Annotated in this window: 20 protein-coding genes and 1 tRNA gene; 6 read left to right on the top strand and 15 right to left on the bottom strand. The window is 69.1% G+C overall.

Translation table 11 applies throughout. From position 1 onward, the window contains the following. Positions 1–67: 67 nt before the first annotated feature. On the bottom strand, positions 68–634 hold the full coding sequence (locus BLV57_RS01980) for a TetR/AcrR family transcriptional regulator (RefSeq protein ID WP_091285802.1): 567 nt from the start codon (positions 632–634) through the stop codon (positions 68–70). Positions 635–802: 168 nt separating this feature from the next. Beyond that, positions 803–1,978: a hypothetical protein gene (locus BLV57_RS01985; RefSeq protein WP_245757104.1), complete on the bottom strand. Its 1,176-nt coding sequence runs from the start codon at positions 1,976–1,978 to the stop codon at positions 803–805. An 80-nt stretch (positions 1,979–2,058) separates the two neighbouring features. On the opposite strand from BLV57_RS01985, the gene BLV57_RS01990 reads away from it, so the two are divergent. Next, on the top strand, positions 2,059–2,508 hold the full coding sequence (locus BLV57_RS01990) for a hypothetical protein (RefSeq protein WP_245757105.1): 450 nt from the start codon (positions 2,059–2,061) through the stop codon (positions 2,506–2,508). A 15-nt stretch (positions 2,509–2,523) separates the two neighbouring features. Here the strand turns inward: BLV57_RS01990 and BLV57_RS01995 are convergent, their stop codons facing one another. The 4 genes from BLV57_RS01995 to BLV57_RS02010 all read right to left on the bottom strand — a co-directional run bounded on the left by BLV57_RS01995 (position 2,524) and on the right by BLV57_RS02010 (position 5,712). After that, a complete protein-coding gene (locus BLV57_RS01995) occupies positions 2,524–2,940 on the bottom strand; it encodes a hypothetical protein (RefSeq protein WP_091285805.1) in 417 nt (138 codons plus the stop codon). A gap of 28 nt (positions 2,941–2,968) precedes the next feature. Then, on the bottom strand, positions 2,969–4,276 hold the full coding sequence (locus BLV57_RS02000) for a hypothetical protein (protein ID WP_091285806.1): 1,308 nt from the start codon (positions 4,274–4,276) through the stop codon (positions 2,969–2,971). A 2-nt stretch (positions 4,277–4,278) separates the two neighbouring features. After that, positions 4,279–4,944, bottom strand: coding sequence for a sensor domain-containing protein (locus BLV57_RS02005; RefSeq protein WP_091285809.1), 666 nt, complete (start codon positions 4,942–4,944; stop codon positions 4,279–4,281). 66 nt (positions 4,945–5,010) lie between these two features. Then, positions 5,011–5,712: an NAD(P)-dependent oxidoreductase gene (locus tag BLV57_RS02010; RefSeq protein ID WP_091285811.1), complete on the bottom strand. Its 702-nt coding sequence runs from the start codon at positions 5,710–5,712 to the stop codon at positions 5,011–5,013. A 60-nt stretch (positions 5,713–5,772) separates the two neighbouring features. On the opposite strand from BLV57_RS02010, the gene BLV57_RS02015 reads away from it, so the two are divergent. From BLV57_RS02015 to BLV57_RS02025, 3 genes are all read left to right on the top strand, one after another. Beyond that, positions 5,773–6,156 carry a winged helix-turn-helix transcriptional regulator gene (locus BLV57_RS02015; RefSeq protein ID WP_245757106.1) on the top strand — a complete coding sequence of 128 codons (384 nt, stop codon included), beginning with the start codon at positions 5,773–5,775 and terminating at the stop codon, positions 6,154–6,156. A 560-nt stretch (positions 6,157–6,716) separates the two neighbouring features. Continuing rightward, positions 6,717–6,788 (top strand) — tRNA-Glu (locus tag BLV57_RS02020). A 101-nt stretch (positions 6,789–6,889) separates the two neighbouring features. Beyond that, positions 6,890–7,339: a single-stranded DNA-binding protein gene (locus BLV57_RS02025; RefSeq protein WP_091285814.1), complete on the top strand. Its 450-nt coding sequence runs from the start codon at positions 6,890–6,892 to the stop codon at positions 7,337–7,339. Positions 7,340–7,412: 73 nt separating this feature from the next. Here the strand turns inward: BLV57_RS02025 and BLV57_RS02030 are convergent, their stop codons facing one another. The 8 genes from BLV57_RS02030 to rhaI all read right to left on the bottom strand — a co-directional run bounded on the left by BLV57_RS02030 (position 7,413) and on the right by rhaI (position 18,176). Beyond that, on the bottom strand, positions 7,413–8,096 hold the full coding sequence (locus BLV57_RS02030; protein WP_176968468.1) for a L,D-transpeptidase family protein: 684 nt from the start codon (positions 8,094–8,096) through the stop codon (positions 7,413–7,415). 30 nt (positions 8,097–8,126) lie between these two features. After that, a complete protein-coding gene (locus tag BLV57_RS02035; RefSeq protein ID WP_091285815.1) occupies positions 8,127–9,143 on the bottom strand; it encodes a CobW family GTP-binding protein in 1,017 nt (338 codons plus the stop codon). 60 nt (positions 9,144–9,203) lie between these two features. After that, a complete protein-coding gene (locus tag BLV57_RS02040; protein ID WP_091285817.1) occupies positions 9,204–10,121 on the bottom strand; it encodes an NADP-dependent oxidoreductase in 918 nt (305 codons plus the stop codon). Positions 10,122–10,179: 58 nt separating this feature from the next. Then, the gene (locus BLV57_RS02045; RefSeq protein ID WP_091285821.1) at positions 10,180–10,956 is read right to left on the bottom strand and encodes a class I SAM-dependent methyltransferase; all 777 of its coding nucleotides are present in this window, start codon (positions 10,954–10,956) and stop codon (positions 10,180–10,182) included. A 56-nt stretch (positions 10,957–11,012) separates the two neighbouring features. Beyond that, entirely contained in the window at positions 11,013–13,580 is a 2,568-nt protein-coding gene (locus tag BLV57_RS02050; protein ID WP_218134560.1) for an NPCBM/NEW2 domain-containing protein, read from the bottom strand. A gap of 128 nt (positions 13,581–13,708) precedes the next feature. After that, positions 13,709–15,031 carry a rhamnulokinase gene (locus BLV57_RS02055; RefSeq protein WP_091285824.1) on the bottom strand — a complete coding sequence of 441 codons (1,323 nt, stop codon included), beginning with the start codon at positions 15,029–15,031 and terminating at the stop codon, positions 13,709–13,711. After that, on the bottom strand, positions 15,028–17,040 hold the full coding sequence (locus BLV57_RS02060) for a bifunctional aldolase/short-chain dehydrogenase (RefSeq protein WP_091287822.1): 2,013 nt from the start codon (positions 17,038–17,040) through the stop codon (positions 15,028–15,030). The genes BLV57_RS02055 and BLV57_RS02060 overlap by 4 nt, the downstream gene beginning before the upstream one ends. Continuing rightward, a complete protein-coding gene (rhaI, locus tag BLV57_RS02065) occupies positions 17,028–18,176 on the bottom strand; it encodes an L-rhamnose isomerase (RefSeq protein WP_091285827.1) in 1,149 nt (382 codons plus the stop codon). Before rhaI ends, BLV57_RS02060 begins: the two co-directional genes overlap by 13 nt. A gap of 80 nt (positions 18,177–18,256) precedes the next feature. Between rhaI and BLV57_RS02070 the strand changes: the two genes are divergently transcribed. Continuing rightward, positions 18,257–19,225, top strand: a complete 969-nt coding sequence (locus BLV57_RS02070) for a LacI family DNA-binding transcriptional regulator (RefSeq protein WP_091285830.1) — start codon at positions 18,257–18,259, stop codon at positions 19,223–19,225. Between the two features lie 48 nt (positions 19,226–19,273). On the opposite strand, the gene BLV57_RS02075 is transcribed toward BLV57_RS02070, so the two are convergent. After that, positions 19,274–20,401 carry a helix-turn-helix domain-containing protein gene (locus tag BLV57_RS02075; RefSeq protein ID WP_281244377.1) on the bottom strand — a complete coding sequence of 376 codons (1,128 nt, stop codon included), beginning with the start codon at positions 20,399–20,401 and terminating at the stop codon, positions 19,274–19,276. Between the two features lie 170 nt (positions 20,402–20,571). Here BLV57_RS02075 and BLV57_RS02080 point away from each other — a divergent pair, with 170 nt between their 5' ends. Beyond that, positions 20,572–20,982, top strand: a complete 411-nt coding sequence (locus BLV57_RS02080) for an SSI family serine proteinase inhibitor (RefSeq protein ID WP_091285833.1) — start codon at positions 20,572–20,574, stop codon at positions 20,980–20,982. Positions 20,983–21,188: the final 206 nt, after the last annotated feature.

The raw sequence follows: 21,188 nt of genomic DNA on the forward strand, positions 1-21,188 counted from the left end.
CTTACGGCCGGAGAACGCAGCGACCCCAGGTCATCCGAAGCTCTGAAGGGGGCTATCGCTGTCGGCGCTACTTCGACGAATCGACGCGGTGCTGCAGAATCCCGTCGACTCCCTGGAGGAACGTGTCGCAGACCTCGGCCGGATCCGACAGGCATCCCGACGCCATCGCGCCGTCACGCATCATCACGAAGTGCCGTCCCGCGGGCTCCGGCGGGTGTTCGCCGACCTGGGCGAGCAAGCCGGTGACGGCATCGAGGAACCACTCGCGGTGGGCTAGCACGGCCTGGTGAGCGGGATGCTCGGGGTCCGGATACTCGGCCACCGCGTTGAGTGAGGCGCAGCCGCGGAACTGGGCGGACCGGATGCTCTCGGCGATCGACTTCGCGACAGCCCGCAGCACGTCCTCCGCCGGGAGGCCACTGGCGAGCGCCTTGTCGAAACCATCGCGCTCCATCGTGTGGATACCTCGCAGGTACGCCACGACGAGATCGTCCTTGCTCGCGAAGTGTCGATACAAGGTGGCCCTGGTGACCTTGGCTTCCGCGACGATCCGGTCGATCCCCACCGCGTGCAGCCCCTCGGCGTAGAAGAGCCGGGTCGCCGTCGCGAGCAGCCTTGACCGCGCTTCGGACACCCGGGCGCGAGGGTTGTGCACCATTCCGCCGAGTTTAGCGGATAGAACGGTCGGTATTGCGGGCTGGAGCACGAGGTCGTCCAGCTCCCGCTTGAGGCGAAAAGGGGTCGTGAGCGTTGCGGGCGGTTAGAGCCGCCCGCAACGCTCACGACCCCTGACCGAGTTGAGCTACGTGGCGGGGATGGGCAGCAATTCGTAGCCGACGGTCGACACCATTCCGTCCGGCGCGGTGAGCACGGCGGTGCCGACGATGTCTCCGGCGTCGTTGATGCCGGTGGCGCCGCCCAGCCGCACGTTCGGGGTCCGTTTGATCAGCGAGTTGAGCTCGGTCGCGTGGCCGTCGCGGTACACGAAACCGTTGCTGATGCCCGAAATGTCGGGGAATACGGCGTCGTCGCCGACGATCACGCCGCCGGTGTTGATCGCGGTGGCGTGCGCCGTGCCTTGGTTGACGCCCCGAGGCACGTTCAGGTCGATCGCCTTGCCACCACTGAACATCACCGCGTGGGAGTCGAGGAGCGAGCTGCCGGCGGGTGCCGCCGAACCCACCGCCTGGCCGGCGGTGTTGATGGCCAGTGCCTCGCTCCAGGCTCCACCGTTGAGCTGGCCGAGCGTAATGAGCTTTCCGTTCGCCCACTCCAGTGCCACTTGGTTGCCGCCGGGGACCGCGGCGTCGCCGACGACCACTCCGTCGCTGTTCTCGCCGAGCGCCTCGGTGTCGGTGGAGCCACCGAGCGGCGGCAGATTGGTCACCGTGGTGTCGTTGCGCTGCCACGGTGTGATCGAGGTCGGACCGCCTTGCCAGCCCACGATCTGCTGGTGATCGTTGATGCCGAACGCGTCCGCCGACCCGGTGGGGTTCACGCCGAGGTCCGATCCGGCGCTGCCGGGCCCTGGCCAGATCGCCGGGCGGGTGATCTCCTGCGCCCCGCCGGGGACCACGACGTTTTTCAGGTAGCGCCCCACCACCACGCCCTGGTCATTGATGGACCGCGGCACGGAATTCTGGTTGTTCGTGCCAGGGTCGGCCAGAAAAATAGGTGTCGTCGTACCAGCTTTGATGACGAAGCCCTCCTCCCGCCCGAAGCACGCCGGGTCGAGACCGACGCCGATGATGTCGCCGCGCGCGTTGATCCCGCGGTATTCCAAGGTTTTCGCGGAGCCGAGCACGAGTCGGTATCGCGGAGCGGGCGCGGCGGCCGCGTCGGGTACAGCCACGCCGCCACCTGCGATCACCGCGCCCGCGGCCAACACGGCTACCCGGAAAGGCAAACGCATGGAAATCCTCCCTCGATAGAGACGTTGAGGCGTCATCAGGGGATACGTGCCGGGGTTACGCGCCACGATGTGGCGAGATAGCCAGGACTGTAACCCGCTTACATATCAACAAATGTAAGCATCTAGACAGAGTGGGAGGATCTTCGATGCGCAGAGCAATGGCCATGATCGCCGTCGCCCTCAGTTTCTCGGCTGTCGTCAGCAGTGTGACGGGAGGTGGCGTCGCACAGGCCGGTAGTCGGCGGTGCGGTCCGCCGGTGAAGACCGACGGCGTTGGCACATTGGGTACTTCGTGGAAACTGAAGTCCCAGTACGACGATGACGGGCCGGTCGGTAATCCGCTGGTCGCGGGCGAAGAGTTCGAGATCGCCACCGCCGCACGGCAACACTGGTCGGTTTCCTTCGCGGACAACGGTATCGGGTTCTTCGGCAACCCCGATGACATCTCCGTGGCAGGCGGGATCAGGGAAGTCCACCCGAACCCGGCCAGGCACAACCAGACCAACCGCATGTCGGTACACGCCAAGCGGTTGGACACCGGGGAGACCGTCGACGGCTTCGTCGACCTGCCCTTCGCCCCGCCTGGCTGCGGCTAATTGTATGCCCGGGTATTACCGGTCGTAGTAGCCGGGCGCGAAGACGCCGACGCCGTCCAGCTCGACATCCTCATCGTGCAGATCTTCGGAGAACAGGCAGAAGCCTTGCTCCCGGAACTCCACCAGCGAGTCGTGTTCCACCCCGACGATTCCCTGCTCGGCGAGTTCTTCGACCACATCGGGGCAGCTGCGGCCGAGCAGCGGGACGGACGAGAACACCACGTCCGCGGGCGACGCCACTTCGATGAGCTCGAGTCGGCCGGTGTCGTCGTAGGTCAGCATGAGGTCGAGGTGGTCGAAATGATCGGTCACCGGCGCGTCCGGGGTCCGCTGAAACGACTCGTACGCACCCAGGCGGGCGCGCAGCTCGTCGCGGTGTTCGCCCAGTTTCGCCACGTCGAGCCCTTGGCCTGCGAGCACGGTGAAGGTCAAGTCGGGCCTCCTGTTCGTCGTAGGGAGCCTATCGGCATTCGGGTGGGAGGCTTTTCATCATCTCGGCGATCGCGGCGTCGTACTTGGTGCCGAACTTGGCGTGGATGTCGTCGAGGTCCATCTGGACCGCTTCGCGGCAGCGGCCGTTCTTGATCAGGTCGAGCTGTTTGGCGCGGTAGTCGATGGCGGCCTTGCTCGGGCCCCAGCTCGCGGTCTCGCGGTGGTCCAGCTTGTCCATCTCGATGGCGGGCCCGTCGCCCATCTTGCTGATTCCGGTGACGGATTTCGGGGGAATGTGGTTGCGCTCGGTGCCGGGGTTGACGAGCTTGGCGGTGGGCTTCGCGGGGTTCACCCGGCCCAGATCCTGATAGAGGCCGCCCCGGTACTTGAAGTCGGGAGGCGCCCGGCCTGGCGCGGTCTTGATCCGTTCGACCTCGGTGATCGTGATCCGCCTGCCGTCGACGACGGCCGACGCTTGCGCGCCACGCTGGATGGCCTGGTCGAAAGCCGTTTCGCCCGAGCTGCGCTTGGGGCTCTCGGGGGTCGTGACGTAGAGGCCCTTGTAGCTGCCGTCCGGCTTGCGGACCAGCCCGTCGAAGGTGCGGTCCAGCGGAAGCTTGGCGCTCTCCTTCGCGGGGAGTTTCGGCAGCGTCTCCGGCGTCAGGCTCGTGGTGACCGGCCGTTGATCGACGGGGACGCCCTTGTCCTTGGCGTACTGGGCGAGCGCGTCGGCCTGCTTGCTCCGCGACGCCGGATCGCCGCCGTTGTTCGACGACTCCTTGGGCGGGGTGCGGCTCGCCGAGGTGGCCCGATCACCGCCGAGTGACTGCGCGGCGGGCGGTGCGCTGCCGGGAATGCCCGCTCGGGCGTTCTGCTGTGCCTGCCTGGCCGCCGCCATGCGCTGCAGCAGCTGCTGACGCTCCGCCTGCAGTTGCTCGCCTTCGGCCTGCCAGGCGGAGAGTTGCCCGCGCAGTGACTGCTGTTCCGCGTTGAGCGCGGCGGCTTCGGCGTTGTACGGGCCGGCGACCGCGGGCGGGGCTTGCCGGTTCGGGTAGGCGTCACCCCTGGCGTTGTGCGCGGCGATGCGGCTGCCGAGTGACTGCGCCTGGGCGGTGAGGGCGACGCCGCGTTGCCGCCATGCCGTCAGGCGTGCCACGTTCGCGGCGACGGCGGCATTGAGATCGCCGGAAAAGCCGGCTTCGGGTTTGAGCGGTTCGGGCGCGTTGCTGGTGTCGGGCAACGGAACGTCGGCCTGCTGGGCCATCGCGGTCGTGGTGCCCAGCGCGAACGCCAGCATCATGGCGAGCAGGAAGGCGAGCGCGCGTCGCGGGTTCACGGCTAGCCACCGACCTTTCCGGCGAACTGGTCGATGAGTTTCGTCGCGGCCTGGTTTCCGTCACCTGCCTCGCACACGGCGACCTGGACGACGGCCTTGCCTTTCAGCCGCGCCCGCCGATAGCAGGCCCACCAATCGTTCTCGTCCGCACTCGGCGTTTGGTTCGCCGTCCACTCGAACGCCGACGCCGTCGCGGCACCCGCCTGGTAGGTCCACTTCGAGGTCTGTTCGTTCCCGTCCGTCCGCACCGCGGACGGGCACTGCTTGACGCCTTCGGCAAGGGCGCCGAAGACCGCGCCCGCCTGCTTTTCGTCGGGATAGACGCCCAGCACGAGCGTCACGACGTAGCCGTTGTCGGTGTCGAGCTCCTCGTAGGCCGCCGACCGGAAGCCGGTCCATCCCCGCGCGTAGACCGACTGCGTGGCCGGACCGACCGCGACCGCGCAGGCAGCCGGATCGGCCGCCAGCGGCACTGGCGGCGCGTCCAGCCCGGGACCCGGCGTCAGCTGAGTCCCGGCGACGGCACTGATCTCGTCGGCGCTGGGAAAGCTCGCCTGGATCGTGCCCGCGACCAGCCGCGGCCGCGGCGTCCCCTCGACTACGCTGGAGCAGGCCGTGGCCGAAACGAGCAACGCCACGACCGCCGCGATGGTGCGTGCCTTAGCCATGGCGGGAAAATAGCCACGGCCGATGAAATCTCGATGAAACCCCGGGCCTCCACCGCCCGGCTGCTCTCACGTCGCGTTGGGGATGACGGCGACGCGTTTGTTGTGCACGGTCGGGTTGATGAGTTCGGCGATCACGGCTCGGGCGTAGAGGGTGTGGGACAGCTGTGCCGTTGCTTGCCGCTGCGTGACGGGTTCGGCGATCAGGTGGTATCCCAGTTCGGTCTCTGGTTCGTACCGGGTGCCGAATCCGGCCGGCGGGGTCAGGATGGCCCACCCCAGCGACGTGGTGTTCAGTGCGGCAAGTTCCCGGGTGTGAGCTTCGGCGAACGGTCTGAGCCGAGGCGGGAACAACGCCGGGTCGTCCATGACGATGGCACCCGAGTCAAGCATCAACGTGGCCGTCAGGCCGACTGCGACCAGCCGTCGGCGAGGACGGTGCCAGTTGTGGTCGATCTCGGTGACGATCTTGGCGTAATAGTCGAGATCGAAGCCGTCGAATGACTCCGGCGGCGCCGTGAACGGTGTCACCGCCAGCACAGCGCTGTCGACGGCACGCAGCACCGCCGACAGCGGACGAAGGTGCCGGGCGTCCCCCTGGACGATGCGCAGTCCTGGGGCGGGCGGCAGGTCATAGCGGGCCGGGTCCCGAACCACGGCGGTGACGGTGTGTCCGTCACCGAGCAACGCGGTCGTGATGGCGCGGCCGACGCGGCCCGCCGCGCCGAGGACGGCGACATGATGCCGGGTGTTGCCGGAGGTGTCAGGCATGAGCGCGACCCTAGGTGGAACGGCACCGGTTACCGCAACGTAACCACCTACGATGAGACCGTGAGCAGGACTGATGCGCCGATGCCACCGTTCCACCCGACTTGCCCGATGGCCGCCTTTCCCATCCAGATCGGCGGCAAATGGACCGCGATGATCGTCCTGTGTCTTGAAGCCGGTCCGCGGCGGTTCGGCGTTCTCCGGCGGCACCTCCGTCCGATCAGCGCGAAAGTTCTCGCGGAGACCCTGCTCGCCATGGAACGAGACGGGCTGGTGCACCGCCGCCCGGTCCCCGGCGCCGACGATGGCGGCATCGACTACGAACTGGCGCCGCTGGGCCGCACACTGCTCGGCGTGATCGAGCACGCGCGCGCGTGGGCGCGTGCTCACCTCGAGGAGTTGTCACGCTCGCGGGAAGGCTTCGACGCGGCCAACCCCGCTTCATAGACCAAATCCTGGCCGCGACGAGCGAGATGAACGTGATCATGATTGGTACCAACGGAATCTTGTCGAGCTTCACGCTGGCGAGGGTCGTGAGTGCTTAGGCCGGTTTATTGGGCGGAAAGCCAAATGTTGCGCGTGGGTGAGGGCCTCCCTCACCCGGTTCGGCTTGGTGAGGGCCTCCCTCACCAAGCTATACGTGGTCAGGGCCTCCCTCACCCCGCTACTTGGGTGAGGGAGGCCCTCGCCAAAATCGTTATCGCGCAAGGGGTCTGTGCGGTGTGGGTCGTGAGCGTTGCGGGCGGTTAGAACCGCCCGCAACGCTCACGACCTCAGGGCGAGGAAAAACGCGTTGACCGTGCTGGGCGGAGGCGGTCAGACTGGGCCGCATGAGCGAGTCGTGGCGTGAACCCGGGGGCGGTTTCCTTACGTGACAACACCTGTCACGGACGAAGCCGCCATCGGTGCTGCCGATCGGCGGCTTTTTTCATCTGCCGGTGTGTCCAGGGGACTGCCCGGATTCCAAACCCGGGCAATGGGGTTCGACTCCTCACACCGGTGCGCAGGGCGCGTTGGTCCAGTGGCACGGATTCCCGGTTTTCACCCGGGCGACGCGGGTTCGATTCCCGCACGCGCTGCCGAGGGTTCGCGAAAGTGTCGGACCCCTGTGTTCCGATGGTCGTGAGCGGTTGAGCCACCCCGGCAGGCGGGGAGCCCGCGAACGAGCAAGGAGCACATCATGGCCGGAGAAACCGTGATCACGGTCGTCGGAAACCTCGCAGCGGACCCGGAGCTGAACTTCACCACGTCCGGTGCGGGCGTCGCCAACTTCACCGTCATCTCGACCCAGCGCATGCTGGACCGCGAGTCCGGTGAATGGCGGGACAAGGACAAGATCGCGCTGCGGTGCAGTTTATGGAGACAGCCCGGCGAAAACGTGGCCGAGTCGCTGAACCGCGGCGATCGGGTGATCGTCCAAGGCAGACTGAAACAGAGATCCTACGAGACCAAGGACGGTGAGAGGCGCACCGTCGTCGAGCTCGACGTCGAGGAAATCGGTCCTTCGCTGCGCTGGGTCACGGCCAAGCTCACCAAGGTGAGCCGGGGCGGCGGCGGGCCCGCCGAGTCGCCGTGGGCCTCGCCGCCGGTGCCGGTCGGAGCGGGGGTGGGCGGCGAGCCCCCGTTCTGACGACGCGGCGCCACCACGGTCGGCTTTCGCGGGTGGAGGAATCCGGCCGTCCGGATTCGTCCACCCGCGGAGGTCAGGCGATGCCGATGTCGATGACCGGTTCCTTGGCCGGGTCGAGCCACTTCAGGAGCAGGTCCAGTTCACGCGCGGGGATGGAGACACAGCCCGCGGTGGGCTTGCCGGTGGAGACGTGCAGGAAGAACGCGGAGCCGGCGCCGGGCGTGGCCGGGTCGCGGTTGTAGTCGATGACGGCGGCGCGGTCGTAGGCGCGGCCCACCCGGCCGAGGTCTTCGCCCGCCGCCTCGTCGAAGGGACATTCGCCGGGGGCGCAGCGGTAGTACTGGTTGTAGAACTCGGACTCGGTGTCGGAAACCCACCAGTCGTTCTCGTCGATCTGGAGGTAAGGGATCTTGTAGTCGTCGCCGGGCTCGTTGCCGAAGCCTTCGGTGAGCGTCCAGACGCCGGCAGGGGTGTGCGAGGTGCTTTCGCTGGCCTCGCCGATGCCCTGTTTGCCGACGAACGCGCTGACCGGGCCCAGCACGACGCGCCAGCCCGAGCCGGACCGGCGCCAGGCGGTGAGTTCGGCGGTGGTCGCGGTCTCGTCGGCGCCGACGACGGTCACCACCTGGCCGGCGTCGCCGTCATACGGGAGCGGCAGCTCACGGGTGAACGTGGCGGTGTCCGCATCCGCCGGCAGCCCGCCGGCCAACAGGGTGGTCACGGCGAGGATCGTGGCCGCGAGGAAACGCTTGGTCAACTTGACATCCTCGAATCAGGGAGGTGAATTTCACGACTGGGTGTGCCGAAGGACCAGCATCATGCCGCGTTCGTCGGCCTCGGACGGGTCGTTCTCCACGCAAGCGGCGAGATCGGCGTGCACGGCCTGGCTGTCGATGCCCGCGCCGATGAGCACGAGCTCGGTGCGACGCTGCTCGTCACGGGCCCAGCGGGTTCGCTCGAAGCGCAGGAACGCGCCGACGGACTGCATGGCGAACTTCTGGCGCTCCGCGCTCGGGCCGAAGTCGATGAAGCCCTTGATGCGGTAGAGGCCGCGCGGGCGGGCTTCGAGGAACTTCACCAGTCTGCGCGGGTTGAGCGGACGGTCGGAGACGAACTCGACGCTCTCGTAGGCGGCGTGGATGTGCTCGGAATGGTCCGCATGGTCATGGCGCAGGTCGTCGAACGACATCTGGCCGGTCTTGGGCCGCGGTTCGGGGTCGAAGAACAGTTCGGGGTCGATCCGGCCGAACTCGGTGGCGAGCACGGGCGTGCCCGGCGCGAGCTCGGCGAGCAGCGAGGTGAGCCGCTCCCGCTCGGCCGTGGGCACCCGGTCGGTCTTGTTCAGCAGCACCAGGTCCGCGAAGCCCAGGTGCTGGTCCAGCTCGGGGTGCCGCACGCGGTTCTCGCCGAACTCGGCCGCGTCGACGACCTCGATCAGGCCGCCGTAGGTGATCGCCTGGTTCTCGCTGGCGATCATCAGGCGGATCAGGTCGCGGGGCTCGGCGAGGCCGCTCGCCTCGATCACGATGACGTCGATCTCGGCCTTGGGCTCGGAGAGCTTGCCGAGCATGGCGTCGAGCCCGCGCGCGTCGACCGCGCAGCACAGGCAGCCGTTGGACAGCGACACCATCGCGTCGACCTGCCCGGCGACCGACAGGGCGTCGACGCCGATGGCGCCGAAGTCGTTCATGATCACGCCGATGCGCGCGCCCTGGTCATTGGTGAGCAGGTGGTTGAGCAGCGTCGTCTTACCGGAGCCCAGGAAACCCGCGACGATGAGCACCGGAATCGGCTTCCGCGCCAAGACTTCCCTCCCCGAGAGCAGCGACCCGCGGACACCATAACGGGTCGCCGCCCGCGGCCTTCACGGCAGGAGGATCAGCTTCCCGCGCACGTGGCCCGCCTCGCTCTCGTCCTGCGCCGCGGCCGCCTCGGCCAGCGGGTAGGTGCCCGCGACGGGGAGCTGGAGCTTCCCGTCCGCGACCAGCTGCGTGCCGTCGGCGAGCGCGCCGGGGACGTTTTCGGACGGGTCGCCGCCACTGAAGCGGACACCGTGGTCGGCGGCGTCCGGGGCCGCGATGGTGATGACCCGCTCGGTGCCGCCGGTCAGCTCGATCAGCGCGGGCAGGGAGCCGCGCCCGGAGGCGTCGAGCGCCGCGTCGACCCCGGCGGGGGCCGCCGCGCGGACGCGGTCGGCGAGGCCGTTGCCGTAGACGACGGGGATCGCGCCGAGCGAGCGCAGGTACTCGTGGTTGGTCTCGCTCGCGGTGCCGATCACCGTGAGCCCTCGGTGCACGGCGAGCTGGATCGCGACGGTGCCGACGCCACCCGCGGCGCCGTCGATCACGAGCGTCTCGCCCTGTTCGAGGTTGAGCAGGGCGAGCGCCCGATACGCGGTCTTGGTGACCGCCGGGATGGCGGCGGCCTGCTCCCAGGAGAGCTTGGCCGGCTTGGCGGTGAGCGCGTCGGCCGCGGCCAGCACGACCTCCGCGTAGCCGCCGCCGGTCGCCGAACCCAGCACCTCGTCGCCGACGGCGAACTCGGTGACGCCGTCACCGACCGCGTCGACCACGCCGGCGACATCGCCGCCGGGGATCACCGGGAAGGTCGCGGGGAACGCCTTCCCGCTGCGGATCTTCCAGTCGATCGGGTTGACCGAAGCGGCACGGACGGTGATCCGGACCTGGCCGGGGCCCGGCGCCGGGACCGGGCGCTCGGCCACCTTGAGCACGCTGGAGTCGCCGTGCTCGGAGTACTCGACGACGCGATATGTCTCAGTCATGTCTGTCGGCAACCGGGCCGCTCCGGCCGCTATTCCGGTTTCACCCGTTGGGAAACCCTCAGCGCTGCCCCCACGCGGCGATGGTCATCCACGAGTAGTCCACGAACGTCGGGTCGTCGTAGGTCGAGTAGGCGGAGTCGAGCACGTCCTGGGTGATGAGCCCGTGCTCGACCGCGTGCGCCTCGACCAGCCGCGTGGTCGAGCGCAGGAAACTCGCCAGGGGCGAGCCGCCGCGGGCGGGCATGATCAGGCCTTCGGAATCGCAGCCGACGAGCCCGGCGTGCTCCAGTGGCAGCGGCAGCGTGCGTGCGAAATTCGGATCGGTGCCCACGCGCTGCGACAACACCAGGCCGAGCGTTTCCATCGACCGCCGGACGTCCGGGTCGGACGACAATTCGGGCAAGGTCGTCGCCATTTCGACCAGCAGCCAGCCACCCGGCCGCAGCCAGGACGCGAGCCGCTTGAGCACCGCTTCACGCTCGGCCAGATGGTCGAGCACGAACCGGGCGTGGATCAGGTCGAACTCGCCGGGCGCGGGATCGGCGGTGATGTCGTGGCGGAGCACGGTGATGCCGAGTTCTTCCAGCGGTCCCAGGAACTTCAGGCTGAGATCGGTGGCGACGACATGCTCGCCGCCCGCCAGTTCCGCCATCCGCCGCGCGACCGACCCGGCGCCGGCGCCGACCTCGAGGCACCGCCAGCCGGGACGAATTCCGAAACGGTCGAGATTGCGGAGGCTGAACGGATCAAAGATCTGCTCCAACAGGCTCAGGCGCTCGTACTCCGCCTGGGTCTGTGTGTCGACGAAACCGTTCCACCCAACCGTTTTCGGCATCAGGGATTCCTTTGTGGATTAATGCGGATCCCCCTCCGGGTGGAGAGGATAGCCAATTACGCACAGCCAAGGACCGGGGTCGCCCAATCCGCGTGGTCGAAATTCTTTCCGTCGCCGCCGTCGGTCGCTTCCAGCGTCAAACGCCGCACCCCGGTGACGTCCACAGTGACCGGTTGCGCCCCGTCGCCACTGCGGACGACCCCGGTGCCTGCCACTGGGCGGCCGTCGGCGAGGACGCGGAACGTGACCGAGCCGGGCGAGGTGACCTCGTCGTCGACCCCGACGTTCGCGGTGAACGTCGAGCAGGCGCCGCCGAGCCACACGGTGACCGAACCGGGCGCGTGCATCCCGATGCCCTTGGCGTACCGGGTGCCGCCGATCGACAGCGTGCGCCCGTCGCCCCCGCCTGCCTCCCCATTGGAGCTGTCCCGTTCGACGGGCCCGAAGCCGTTGCTTTCCGCGATGAACGGCAGGTCGCTGACCTGCGTCGTCCCGGCCGGGTTCGGCGGCGGCACGAAGGTCTGGACCACGGATTCGACGTGCACGGGCAGCCTCGCGGGGTCGCCGGGGAAGCGGAACGTGGCCGCGACCGGCAGGTCCGTGGTGCCGACGGCCTGCCCGGCCGTGGTGAACCGCCAGGTGCCGGTGAGCGTCTCACCCGCGGCCAGCCGGTCCCGGTTCAGCGTCGGACCGGTCACCGACCAGCCTTTCGGGGCGGTGGCGGCGAGCCGCACGTCGGTGATCGCGGCGTCCGGCGTGAACGACCCGGTGACGTCCACTGTGGTGCCCTCGGCGGACGGGGGAGTGAGGGTGAGCGTCGTGCGCGGCACCTGCCGGACCGGTTCGTCGCAGCTCGTCCGGCCCGGCTTGGCCGGGCAGAGTATCGACACGAAGCCGCCGTTCGTGGCCGTGGGCACCGTCAGACGGTCGGCCGGGCCGACCGTGCGCAGGTCGCGGACGTACCCGTCGCGCAGGGTGTCGCTGAGCCAGCGGCCGCCGCCGAGGAAGCCCAACGGCAGGTCGAACGTCTTCGCCGCCTGCGCGGACAGCCCGCCGACGAACCAGCGCTCACCCGAGCGCCGCGCGATGACCGCCTCCTGACCCGGGCGGCCGCTGAGCAGCCTGGTCTCGTCCCAGACGGTCGGCAGCTGATCGAGCGTGCGCAGCGCCTCGGGCCGCGCCTGGTAGTTCTCCGGCTTGTCGGCGCCGTGCTGCCAGCCCGACTCGTACACCAGGAAGGTCGCGACCTCGTGCAGGTCGGTGGTGTCGCGATCGGACACGACGAACGCGGTCGGGGTGTAGTCCATGCTGCCGACCACGTTGCGGGTGAACGGGAACATGGTGTTCGTGGCGGCGCGGGTGCGGAACTGCTCGGCGCCGCGGACGGCCTCGAAGCTCATCACGTGCGGCCAGGTGCGCTGCAGGCCGCGCGGGATGGTCGCGCCGTGGAAGTTGACCATGAGCCGGTACTTGGCGGTGGCCGCGGTGATCTGGTCGTACCAGGCGAACCTGGCCTGCGAGTCCGAGTCCATGAAGTCGACCTTCACGCCCGCCACGCCCCAGGATTTGACCTGTGCGAGCCTGCTTTCCCGTTCCTCGGGCGTGTCCAGCAGCGTCCAGTGGAACCAGAGCAGCACGTCGACACCGCGAGCGCGCGCGTACCGGGTCACCTCGGGCACCCAGGAGGCGTCCCAGCCCTCGTCGATCAGCACGTACGGCCAGCCGTTGCGGGCGGCGAAGTCGATGTACTGCTTCTGCCGCGCGGGATCGCTGGGGCTCTGGTGTTCGGACAGCCATGACCAGGCCACCTTGCCGGGCCGGATCCACGAGGTGTCGGCGAGTTTCGACGGGCTCGCGAGATCGTCGACCAGCGTCGAACCGGTGACCGTCGCGAGGTCGCCGACGATCGCGGTCCGCCACGGCGTGCTCAGCGCGCCGGGCACCTGGGTGTCCGCGAGCTTGATCGAGTAGGAACCCGAACCGGCCGCGTGCGCGAGCCTGGCGCCGGAGTACCGTCCATCCACATCGGACTCAGTGAGCAATACGTAGTCGGCGCCGACGGAAAACAGTGACGGGAAGCCGAAATCACCAGCGGCGGCACCGGAAGCCGTGGTCTCGACGCGGGTGTTCTCGTAGTTCGGGCTGTAGGGGAGCAGCCAGGCCGGCGCGTTCGCGGGCAGTGTGAACGCCGACGCCTCACCGGTGATCGTCGCGGCGGAGGGCAGCGTGTAGCGATAGGCGACGCCGTCGTCGGACGCGCGGACGATCACGTTCAGCCGGGCGCCACCGTCACCAGCGAAGGCCAGTGTGGTCTCGGCGGACCGGGCGTGCCGTTGCAGCCGCTTGCCGGTGGTCATCGTGTACCGCTCGTCCACGATCCTGGTGCTGCGGTTCAGGAAACGCAGGTTCTTCGTCAGGTCCCCGGTCGTGGTGCGCACACCGAGCGGCGCGGGTTCGAGCACCCGCCGCCCGCCCCTGGTGACGCCGAACGCCAGCCCGCCCGCGGCGGTCTGCGTGACCTCGGCGGTGACTTTGCCCGAGAGGCTGACCGTCCACCCGGCGGCAGGCTGCGGCGCGGGCACCAGCGAAGCGAGCAGAGCGAGGATCGCGGAAAACGTCGCCATGATCCTCAAGTCTTGTGATGCGTGCCGGAAAGGTCAACAGGACAACAGGACAGGTCGTGGGTATCGCGGGCAGTTCTCTTGTACAAAAGGCCAAACCGGCCCGGGATAAAGCGGGCTTTATCCCGGGGTTAAGCGAAGTGGCGTAAGGGTTGCGTCCTGCGCACCAGTTCGCGGAGATCCCCGCGGATCGCGCCCGCCGCTCTCGCCTGGACCAGGATATTGCCGAGCGCGGTCGCTTCGATCGGCCCGGCGATCACGGGTAACTCGCACGCGTCGGCCGTCAGCTGGCACAGCAAGGTGTTGCGCGCGCCGCCGCCCACGATGTGCACCACGTCGACACGACGGCCGGAAAGCCGGGCGGCGTCTTCGATGGCCGAGCGATAAGCCTCCGCGAGACTGTCTAGGACACAACGGGTGAATTCGGCGGGGGTTTCCGGCTCCGGCTGGTCGGTTTCCCGACAGGCATGGGCGATTCTGGCCGTCATGTCCCCGGGTGGCAGGAAACGCGGATCCGTCGCGTCAACGACCGAACGCCGGGGCAAGGTCGCGGCTTCGGCCAGGAGCGCGTCGAGGCCGACTGTCCATTCGCGACGGCACTCTTCGAGCAGCCACAGGCCCATCACGTTGCGCAGGAACCGGATCTGCCCGTCGACGCCGAGTTCGTTGGTGAAGTTGGCCGCCTCGGCCTCGGGTGTGAGGATCGGCTCGGGGAGTTCCACACCGACCAGCGACCACGTGCCCGAGGAGATGTAAGCGAAGTTCTCGTCCGCCGCGGGCACGGCAGCGACCGCGGAAGCCGTGTCGTGCGAGCCGACCGTGTACACCGGCGCGGAGTAGCCGGTTTCCTTGCTGGCCGAGGGAAGCAGGTGCCCGGCAAGGTCTCCTGGCCGTCGCAATGGGGCGAACAAGCCGGGCTCGCGGCCGATGAGGAGGAACGCCTTGGCCGACCAGTCGCGGGTGCGCGGGTCGAGCAGGCCGGTGGTGGAGGCGTTGGTCAGCTCGGTGCCGGATGCGCCGGTCAGCCAATAGGTGATCAGGTCGGGGATGAGCAGCAGCCGCGACGCGGGCCGGTGCTCGGCGCCGAGCTGGAAGATCGTGTTGATCGGCAGGAACTGGCAGCCGGTCTCCGCGTAGAGCCCTGGCGGCTGGACCGCGCCCGCGGTGCGCTCGTCGCGGTAATGGACGGGATTGCCCACCAGCGAGCCCAAAGCGTCGAGGAGGCCGTAGTCGACCGCCCACGAGTCGACGCCGATGCCGTCGACCGGCCGGGCCGCGCGCAAACCGTCCAGAACAGCCCGGTACAGCCCGAGGATGTCCCAGTGCAGTGTCCCGGCGACGCGTACGGGCCGGTTGGGGAACCGGTGCGCTTCCCGGAGTTCGAGCGTGGCGCTGTCGGCGGTCATCACCCGCCCGCTGGACGCGCCGAGGTCGACCGCGGCGAAGACGCTCACCGCAGGAACGCCCCGGTGACCCCGCCGTCCACCGGCACGTGCAGCCCGGTGGTGTGGCTCAACTCGCCGGCGGTCAGCACGAACACCGCGTTGGCCACGTGCTCCGGCAGCACTTCCCGCTTGAGCAGCGAACGCTGGGCGTAGAACGCGCCGAGCTCCTCCTCGGGGACCCCGTAGACGGCCGCGCGCTGGGCACCCCAGCCGCCCGCGAAGATCCCGGAGCCGCGGACCACGCCGTCGGGGTTGACGCCGTTGACCCGGATCCCGTGCTCGCCGAGCTCGGCGGCGAGCAGCCGGACCTGGTGTGCCTGGTCGGCCTTGGCCGCGCTGTAGGCGATGTTGTTCGGCCCCGCGAACACGGAGTTCTTGCTCGAGATGTAGACGATGTCGCCGCCGAGCCCTTGCGCGACCATTTGGTGCGCCGCCGCCTTCGAGACGAGGAACGACCCGCGCGCCATCACATCGTGCTGGCGATCCCAGTCCTCGGCCGTCGTCTCCGCAAGCGGCTTCGACACCGACAGGCCCGCGTTGTTGACCACCAGGTCGATCCCGCCGAACGCGAGCGCGCCGGCGGCGAACGCGGCATCGATCGAGGCCTCGTCGGTGACGTCCATCGCGACTGCCACCTGCCCGAGCTCGTCCGCGACGGCGTGCGCCGATTCGGCGTTGACGTCGGCGACGACCACGCACGCGCCCTCCGCCGCGAGCCGGCGCGCGATCGCCTTGCCGATGCCCGATCCGGCGCCGGTGACCAGCGCGACCCGGCCCTGCAGCGGCTTCGGCTTCGGACGGCGGGCGAGCTTGGCCTCCTCGAGCGCCCAGTACTCGATGCGGAACTTCTCGCGCTCCTCGATGGGCGCGTAGGTCGACACGGCCTCGGCGCCGCGCATGACGTTGATCGCGTTGAGGTAGAACTCGCCCGCGACCCTGGCCGTCTGCGCGTCGGCGCCGAAGGAGAACATCCCGATGCCGGGCAGCAGCACGATCGCCGGGTCGGCGCCACGCATCGCGGGTGAGTCCGAGGTCGCGTGCCGCTCGTAGTAGGCGCGGTAGTCCTCGCGATAGGCCTCGTGCAACTCCTTCAGCCGGGCGACGACCTGGTCGAACGGTGCGGACGGCGGCAGGTCGAGCACGAGCGGGCGCACCTTGGTACGCAGGAAATGATCGGGGCAGGAGGTGCCGAGCGCGGCCAGCCGGGGATGCTCGGCGCGCGCGAGGAAGTCGAGCACCGGCGCGGCGTCGGTGAAGTGGCCGAGCTGGACCCGGTCGGTGGAGACGAGCCCGCGCAGCACCGGCGCCAGCTCGGCCGCTTTCGCGAGCCGGTCGGGATCGGCCTGGTAGCCGGGGATTTCCGGACCGAACGGGTCGGGGCGGCCGTGTTCTTCGAGAAACGCGGCCGCCGTGCGGATGATCTCCAGCGAGTGCGCCTCGGCCTCGTCCGAGGTCGCGCCCCACGCGGTGATGCCGTGCCCGCCCAAGATGCAGCCGATAGCGGCCGGATGGTCTCGCTCGACCGCCGCGATGTCCAGCCCGAGCTGGAACCCGGGCCGCCGCCACGGCACCCAGACCACGCGGTCGCCGAAGCACTGCTCGGTCAGTTTCTCGCCGTCGGCGGCCGTCGCGAGCGCGATGCCCGCGTCCGGGTGCAGGTGGTCGACGTGCGCCGCGGTGACCAGTCCGTGCATGGCCGTGTCGATCGAGGGCGCCGCCCCGCCGCGGCCGTGCAGGCAGTAGTCGAACGCGGCGACCATCTCGTCTTCGCGGTCGGGGCCGGGGTAGACGTCGACCAGCGCGCGGAGCCGGTCGAGCCGGAGCACGGCGAGCCCGTCGGCCGTGAGCGTGCCGAGGTCGCCGCCGGATCCCTTGACCCACAACAGATCCACCGGCTCGCCGGTCACCGGGTCGGTCTCGGTGCCCTTGGCCGAGGTGTTGCCGCCCGCGAAGTTCGTGTTGGCAGGGTCGGACCCGAGCCGGTTGGACCGGGCGATCAGCTCGTTCACGCGCCCCAGCCCGCCTGCTCGCCACCGACGCGTTCGGCGGCGATCTTCTGTTGGTAACCCGAGCGCCGGTAGGCGGCGACGGGATCGGGATCGAGCCCGCGCTCGGTCCGCAGCTCGGCGAGCAGCGGGCGGACATCGGTGTTGTAGGCGTCCATGAAGACATCGTTGGCGGCCAGGACATCCCCACTGTCCTGAGCGGACTTGAGCGCCGCGCGGTCGACCAGCAGCGCCTTGGCGGTCGCCTCCTGGACGTTGCAGATCGAGCGGATCTGGCCGGGGATCTTGAGCTCGATGTTGTGACACTGGTCGAGCATGAACGAGACCAGCTCGAGCCCGTCGCCGCGCACCACCTCGTACAGGATCCTGAAGAGCTGGAACGGATCCGCCGCACCGACCATCAGGTCGTCGTCGGCGTAGAACCGCGAGTTGAAGTCGAACGCGCCGAGTTTGCCTTCCCTGAGCAGGAAAGCGACGATGAACTCGATGTTCGTGCCCGGCGCGTGGTGCCCGGTGTCGACGCACACGGTCGCGCGCTCGCCGAGTTTCAGGCAATGCGCGTAGGACGTACCCCAGTCCGGGACGTCGGTCGTGTAGAACGCCGGCTCGAAGAGCTTGTACTCCAGCAGCATCCGCTGATCGCCGGTCAGTCTGTTGTAGACGGTCGCCAGCGCCTCGGCGAGCCGGTCCTGCCGGTCGCGGATATCGTCTTGGCCCGGGTAGTTCGTGCCGTCGGAGAACCAGAGCTTGAGATCGCGCGAGCCGGTCGCGTCCATCACGTCGACGCACTCCAGCAGATGATCGACCGCCTTGCGGCGCACCGCCGGGTCGGGATTCGTGACGCTGCCGAGCTTGTAGTCGTCGTCCTGGAACACGTTGGAGTTGATGGTGCCGACCACCACCCCGGCGTCGCGCGCGTACCGGGCGAGCGCGCCGTAGTCGTCGACCTTGTCCCACGGGATGTGCAGCGCGACGCTCGGCGCGGCCCCGGTGAAGGCGTGGACCTGGGCAGCGTCGTCGATCTTCTCCTCGGGGGACCGCGGGACACCCGGCTGGGTGAACACCTTGAACCTGGTCCCCGAATTGCCGTACGCCCATGAAGGCGTTTCTATGCGCTGACCGGCCAGTTTCGCTTTCACCGCGTCCATCCGGACTCCCGCGCCGACGATTGAAACGTTTCATACACATGGTATGGTCCGCCACGGGCACACGGCAAGGGTGAGGTCGGATGGTCGGTATCAAAGACGTCGCCCGCCGGGCGGGCGTGTCGATCGGCACGGTCTCGAACGTCGTCAACCGCCCCCACGTGGTCTCGCCGGAGACCCGCGTCCGCGTGCAGTCGGTCATCGAAGAACTCGGCTACGTCCGCGACGAATCCGCCAGGCAACTGCGCGCCGGCCGCAGCCGCACGCTCGCCTTGCTCGTGCTGGACCTGGCCAACCCGTTCTTCATCGACGTCGCGCGCGGCGCGGAGGAGGCGGCTTACGAGGCCGACCTCAACGTCATCACCTGCAACAGCGGCCAGCGCGTCGACCGTGAGACGGCCTACCTCGCCATGCTCGCGGAGCAACGCGTGCGCGGCGTGCTGCTCAGCCCGGTCACCGACGCCTCGGTGGACGGCTTGCGGCGCAACGGGATCCCGTACGTCTTCGTGGATCGCCTGGTGCCCGGCGCCTGCTCGGTCTCCGTCGACGACGTCGCGGGCGGCGCGCTCGCGGCCCGTCACCTGCTCGACCGCGGCCACCGGCGGATCGCGTTCGTCAACGGTCCCGCGGTGCTCGCCCAATGCCGCGACCGGGAACAGGGCGTCCGCTCGGTGCTGCCCGACCCGATCGTCTTGGCCGCCGGTGGTCTCGACGTCGCATCCGGCCGTGACGCGGGGGCGCGGCTGCTCGCGCTCACCCCGCGGCCGACGGCGGTCTTCTGCGCCAACGACCTGCTCGCGCTCGGGGTGCTGCAGGCGATGGTCGCCGCCGGCGTCCGGGTGCCCGCCGAGATGGCGATCGTCGGCTACGACGACATCGAGTTCGCCGCGGCCGCCGCGGTGCCGCTCACCTCTGTCCGCCAGCCCGCGCCCAGGCTGGGCCGGACGGCGGCCGAGCTGCTGATCGCGGAGACCTCCGGCGAGGACACGCACGAGCACGAATCCGTGGTGTACGAACCGGAACTCGTCATCCGCGAGTCGACCGGGTCGTGAGTGGTACGGCCGGTTCTAACCGGCGAAAACCCTCACGACCCACGAAAGTCAGAGGCCGAGGCGGTGGGCCAGGCCGCGGATGTCCCGGCCGGTGCGGCCCGGTGACTGGGTGCCGAGGAGCGCGGAAACGGCTTGGCGGGTGTGCGCGTCGACCCGCACCGGCAGGGGCGCGATCCGTTCCGCCCGTTGCAGATGGGTGACCGCGCGCGAGGCCTGCCCGGCGACCCTCGCGTAGGAACATCCGACCATGAGCTGGATCCCGGCCGCGTACATCCGGGTCGTGACGTCGTACGGGGCGTCCGCGGCCTCGATGATCTGCTCGAACCGCCCGACGTCGTACAGCCGCAGCATCCGGTGGAAGCGGACCAGCGTGGGTGTGAACGGCAACGCGGCCAACGGTTCCGGCGCGGCGGAGGCGGCCAGCCGTTCGGCTTCGGCCAGATGACTGAAGGCGGTCGTCTGATCGAAATGGACTTTCGCCTGCGCGGCGGCGAGATGGAGTTTGCCCCGGACGGCCGGTGAACCCGAGAACTCGCCGAGCGCGCGCTCGGCCATCGCCGCCCCGTCCGTCCACGCGCCGGCACGCGTGCAGGTTTTGCTCCGCCACAAGGTGTTCACCGCGTTCTCGGCCGGGTCGGCGAGTACTTCGGCATGGGTACGGCCGAGTTCGACGACGAAGGCGGCCAGGTCGAGATGGCCGATGTCGAGCAGCATCGGGACGCAGACGCTGTGGTACAACCGGAGTAACTGGCGTAGGTCCGTGCAGCGCCCGATGAGCGAAGGCAAGCGCCGCAACAGGATCAGGTATTCGCCGTGGTTCATCAGGTGACACGCGTCGTCGACGGCGCTGGTGAGTTCGGCCGAGGTTTCGTGCGGGCGAACGGCGGACGAAACCGCCAGCAACGTGCCGCGAAGGTCTCGTGTCGCGGTGTCCCAGTGCGGCGACGTGGACGGCAGGCTGGTGCCGACGAGGTCGCCAGGCGCGACGCGCAGCGCGTCGGCGAGCGCGCTGATGTGGCTCAGCCTGTCCAGTGTGCGCGTGCCGTTTTCCACCATGGAAAGAAAACCGGGGGAGAACCCGGCGAGTTCGGCCGTGGTGCGCAGGCTCAACCCCCTTGTTCGGCGGGCTTTCCTGATCCGGTGCCCGACGTCGACTGGAAAAGCGCTGCTGCTCACGGAAAACCTCTCAGGATACGGACGGCGGAGATCAGCGTAGTCGCTCCGAATGCCGCTCCCGGCTGGCGAACGAGTGAATGTTCACGATCGTTCACAGCAGTGAACCCATTGTGAGTCAACGGTTCTAGCGTTCGCAGGGCATTGTTTCCCCGTTGTGAGGAGTCTTCATCATGGGCCGTATCAGGCGTTCCTACGCGATCGGCATCGCCGCGGCGTGCGCGGCGATGGCCGTCACGGCGGCGCCGGCCGCCCAAGCGGACGAACTGGTTCCGACCCGGTCGGTGCTGCTGCTGACCGTCAGCATGCCCCACCTGAGCACGGTGGTGGACCACTACCGTGTGCTCGAGTGCTCGCCGACCGGCGGCACGCACCCGGCCGCCGCCGACGCCTGCGCGGACCTCGACTACGCCAACGGCGACTTCAGAGCCGTCGCCAAGGACGACCGCGGCTGCCCGATGATCTACGCGCCGGTGACCGTGTCCGCGCAGGGCTGGTGGCACGGCAGGCGGACGGGCACGGTCCAGACCTTCGCGAACACCTGCGTCCTTCGCGCGGAGACGGGCGCGGTGTTCGCCTTCTGAGATGACGGGGCCGGCGGATGGCTGCAGGGACCGCCGCCGGCCCCGTCCCCTGCCCGAGGGGAAACCAGGGGCAGTGCCCCGGCTGCCCTTCCCTGACCCCGGCGTAAGGGATGACCCTGGTCGCAAGACCGGGGAATTCGCCGGTCCCGCTCGGCGTGTCGGCGCGGCATCGTTGTGAGCCAGACCACAATGGGCAGTGAAGGCGG

This window comes from Amycolatopsis xylanica (assembly GCF_900107045.1).
Taxonomy (GTDB): Bacteria; Actinomycetota; Actinomycetes; order Mycobacteriales; family Pseudonocardiaceae; genus Amycolatopsis; species Amycolatopsis xylanica.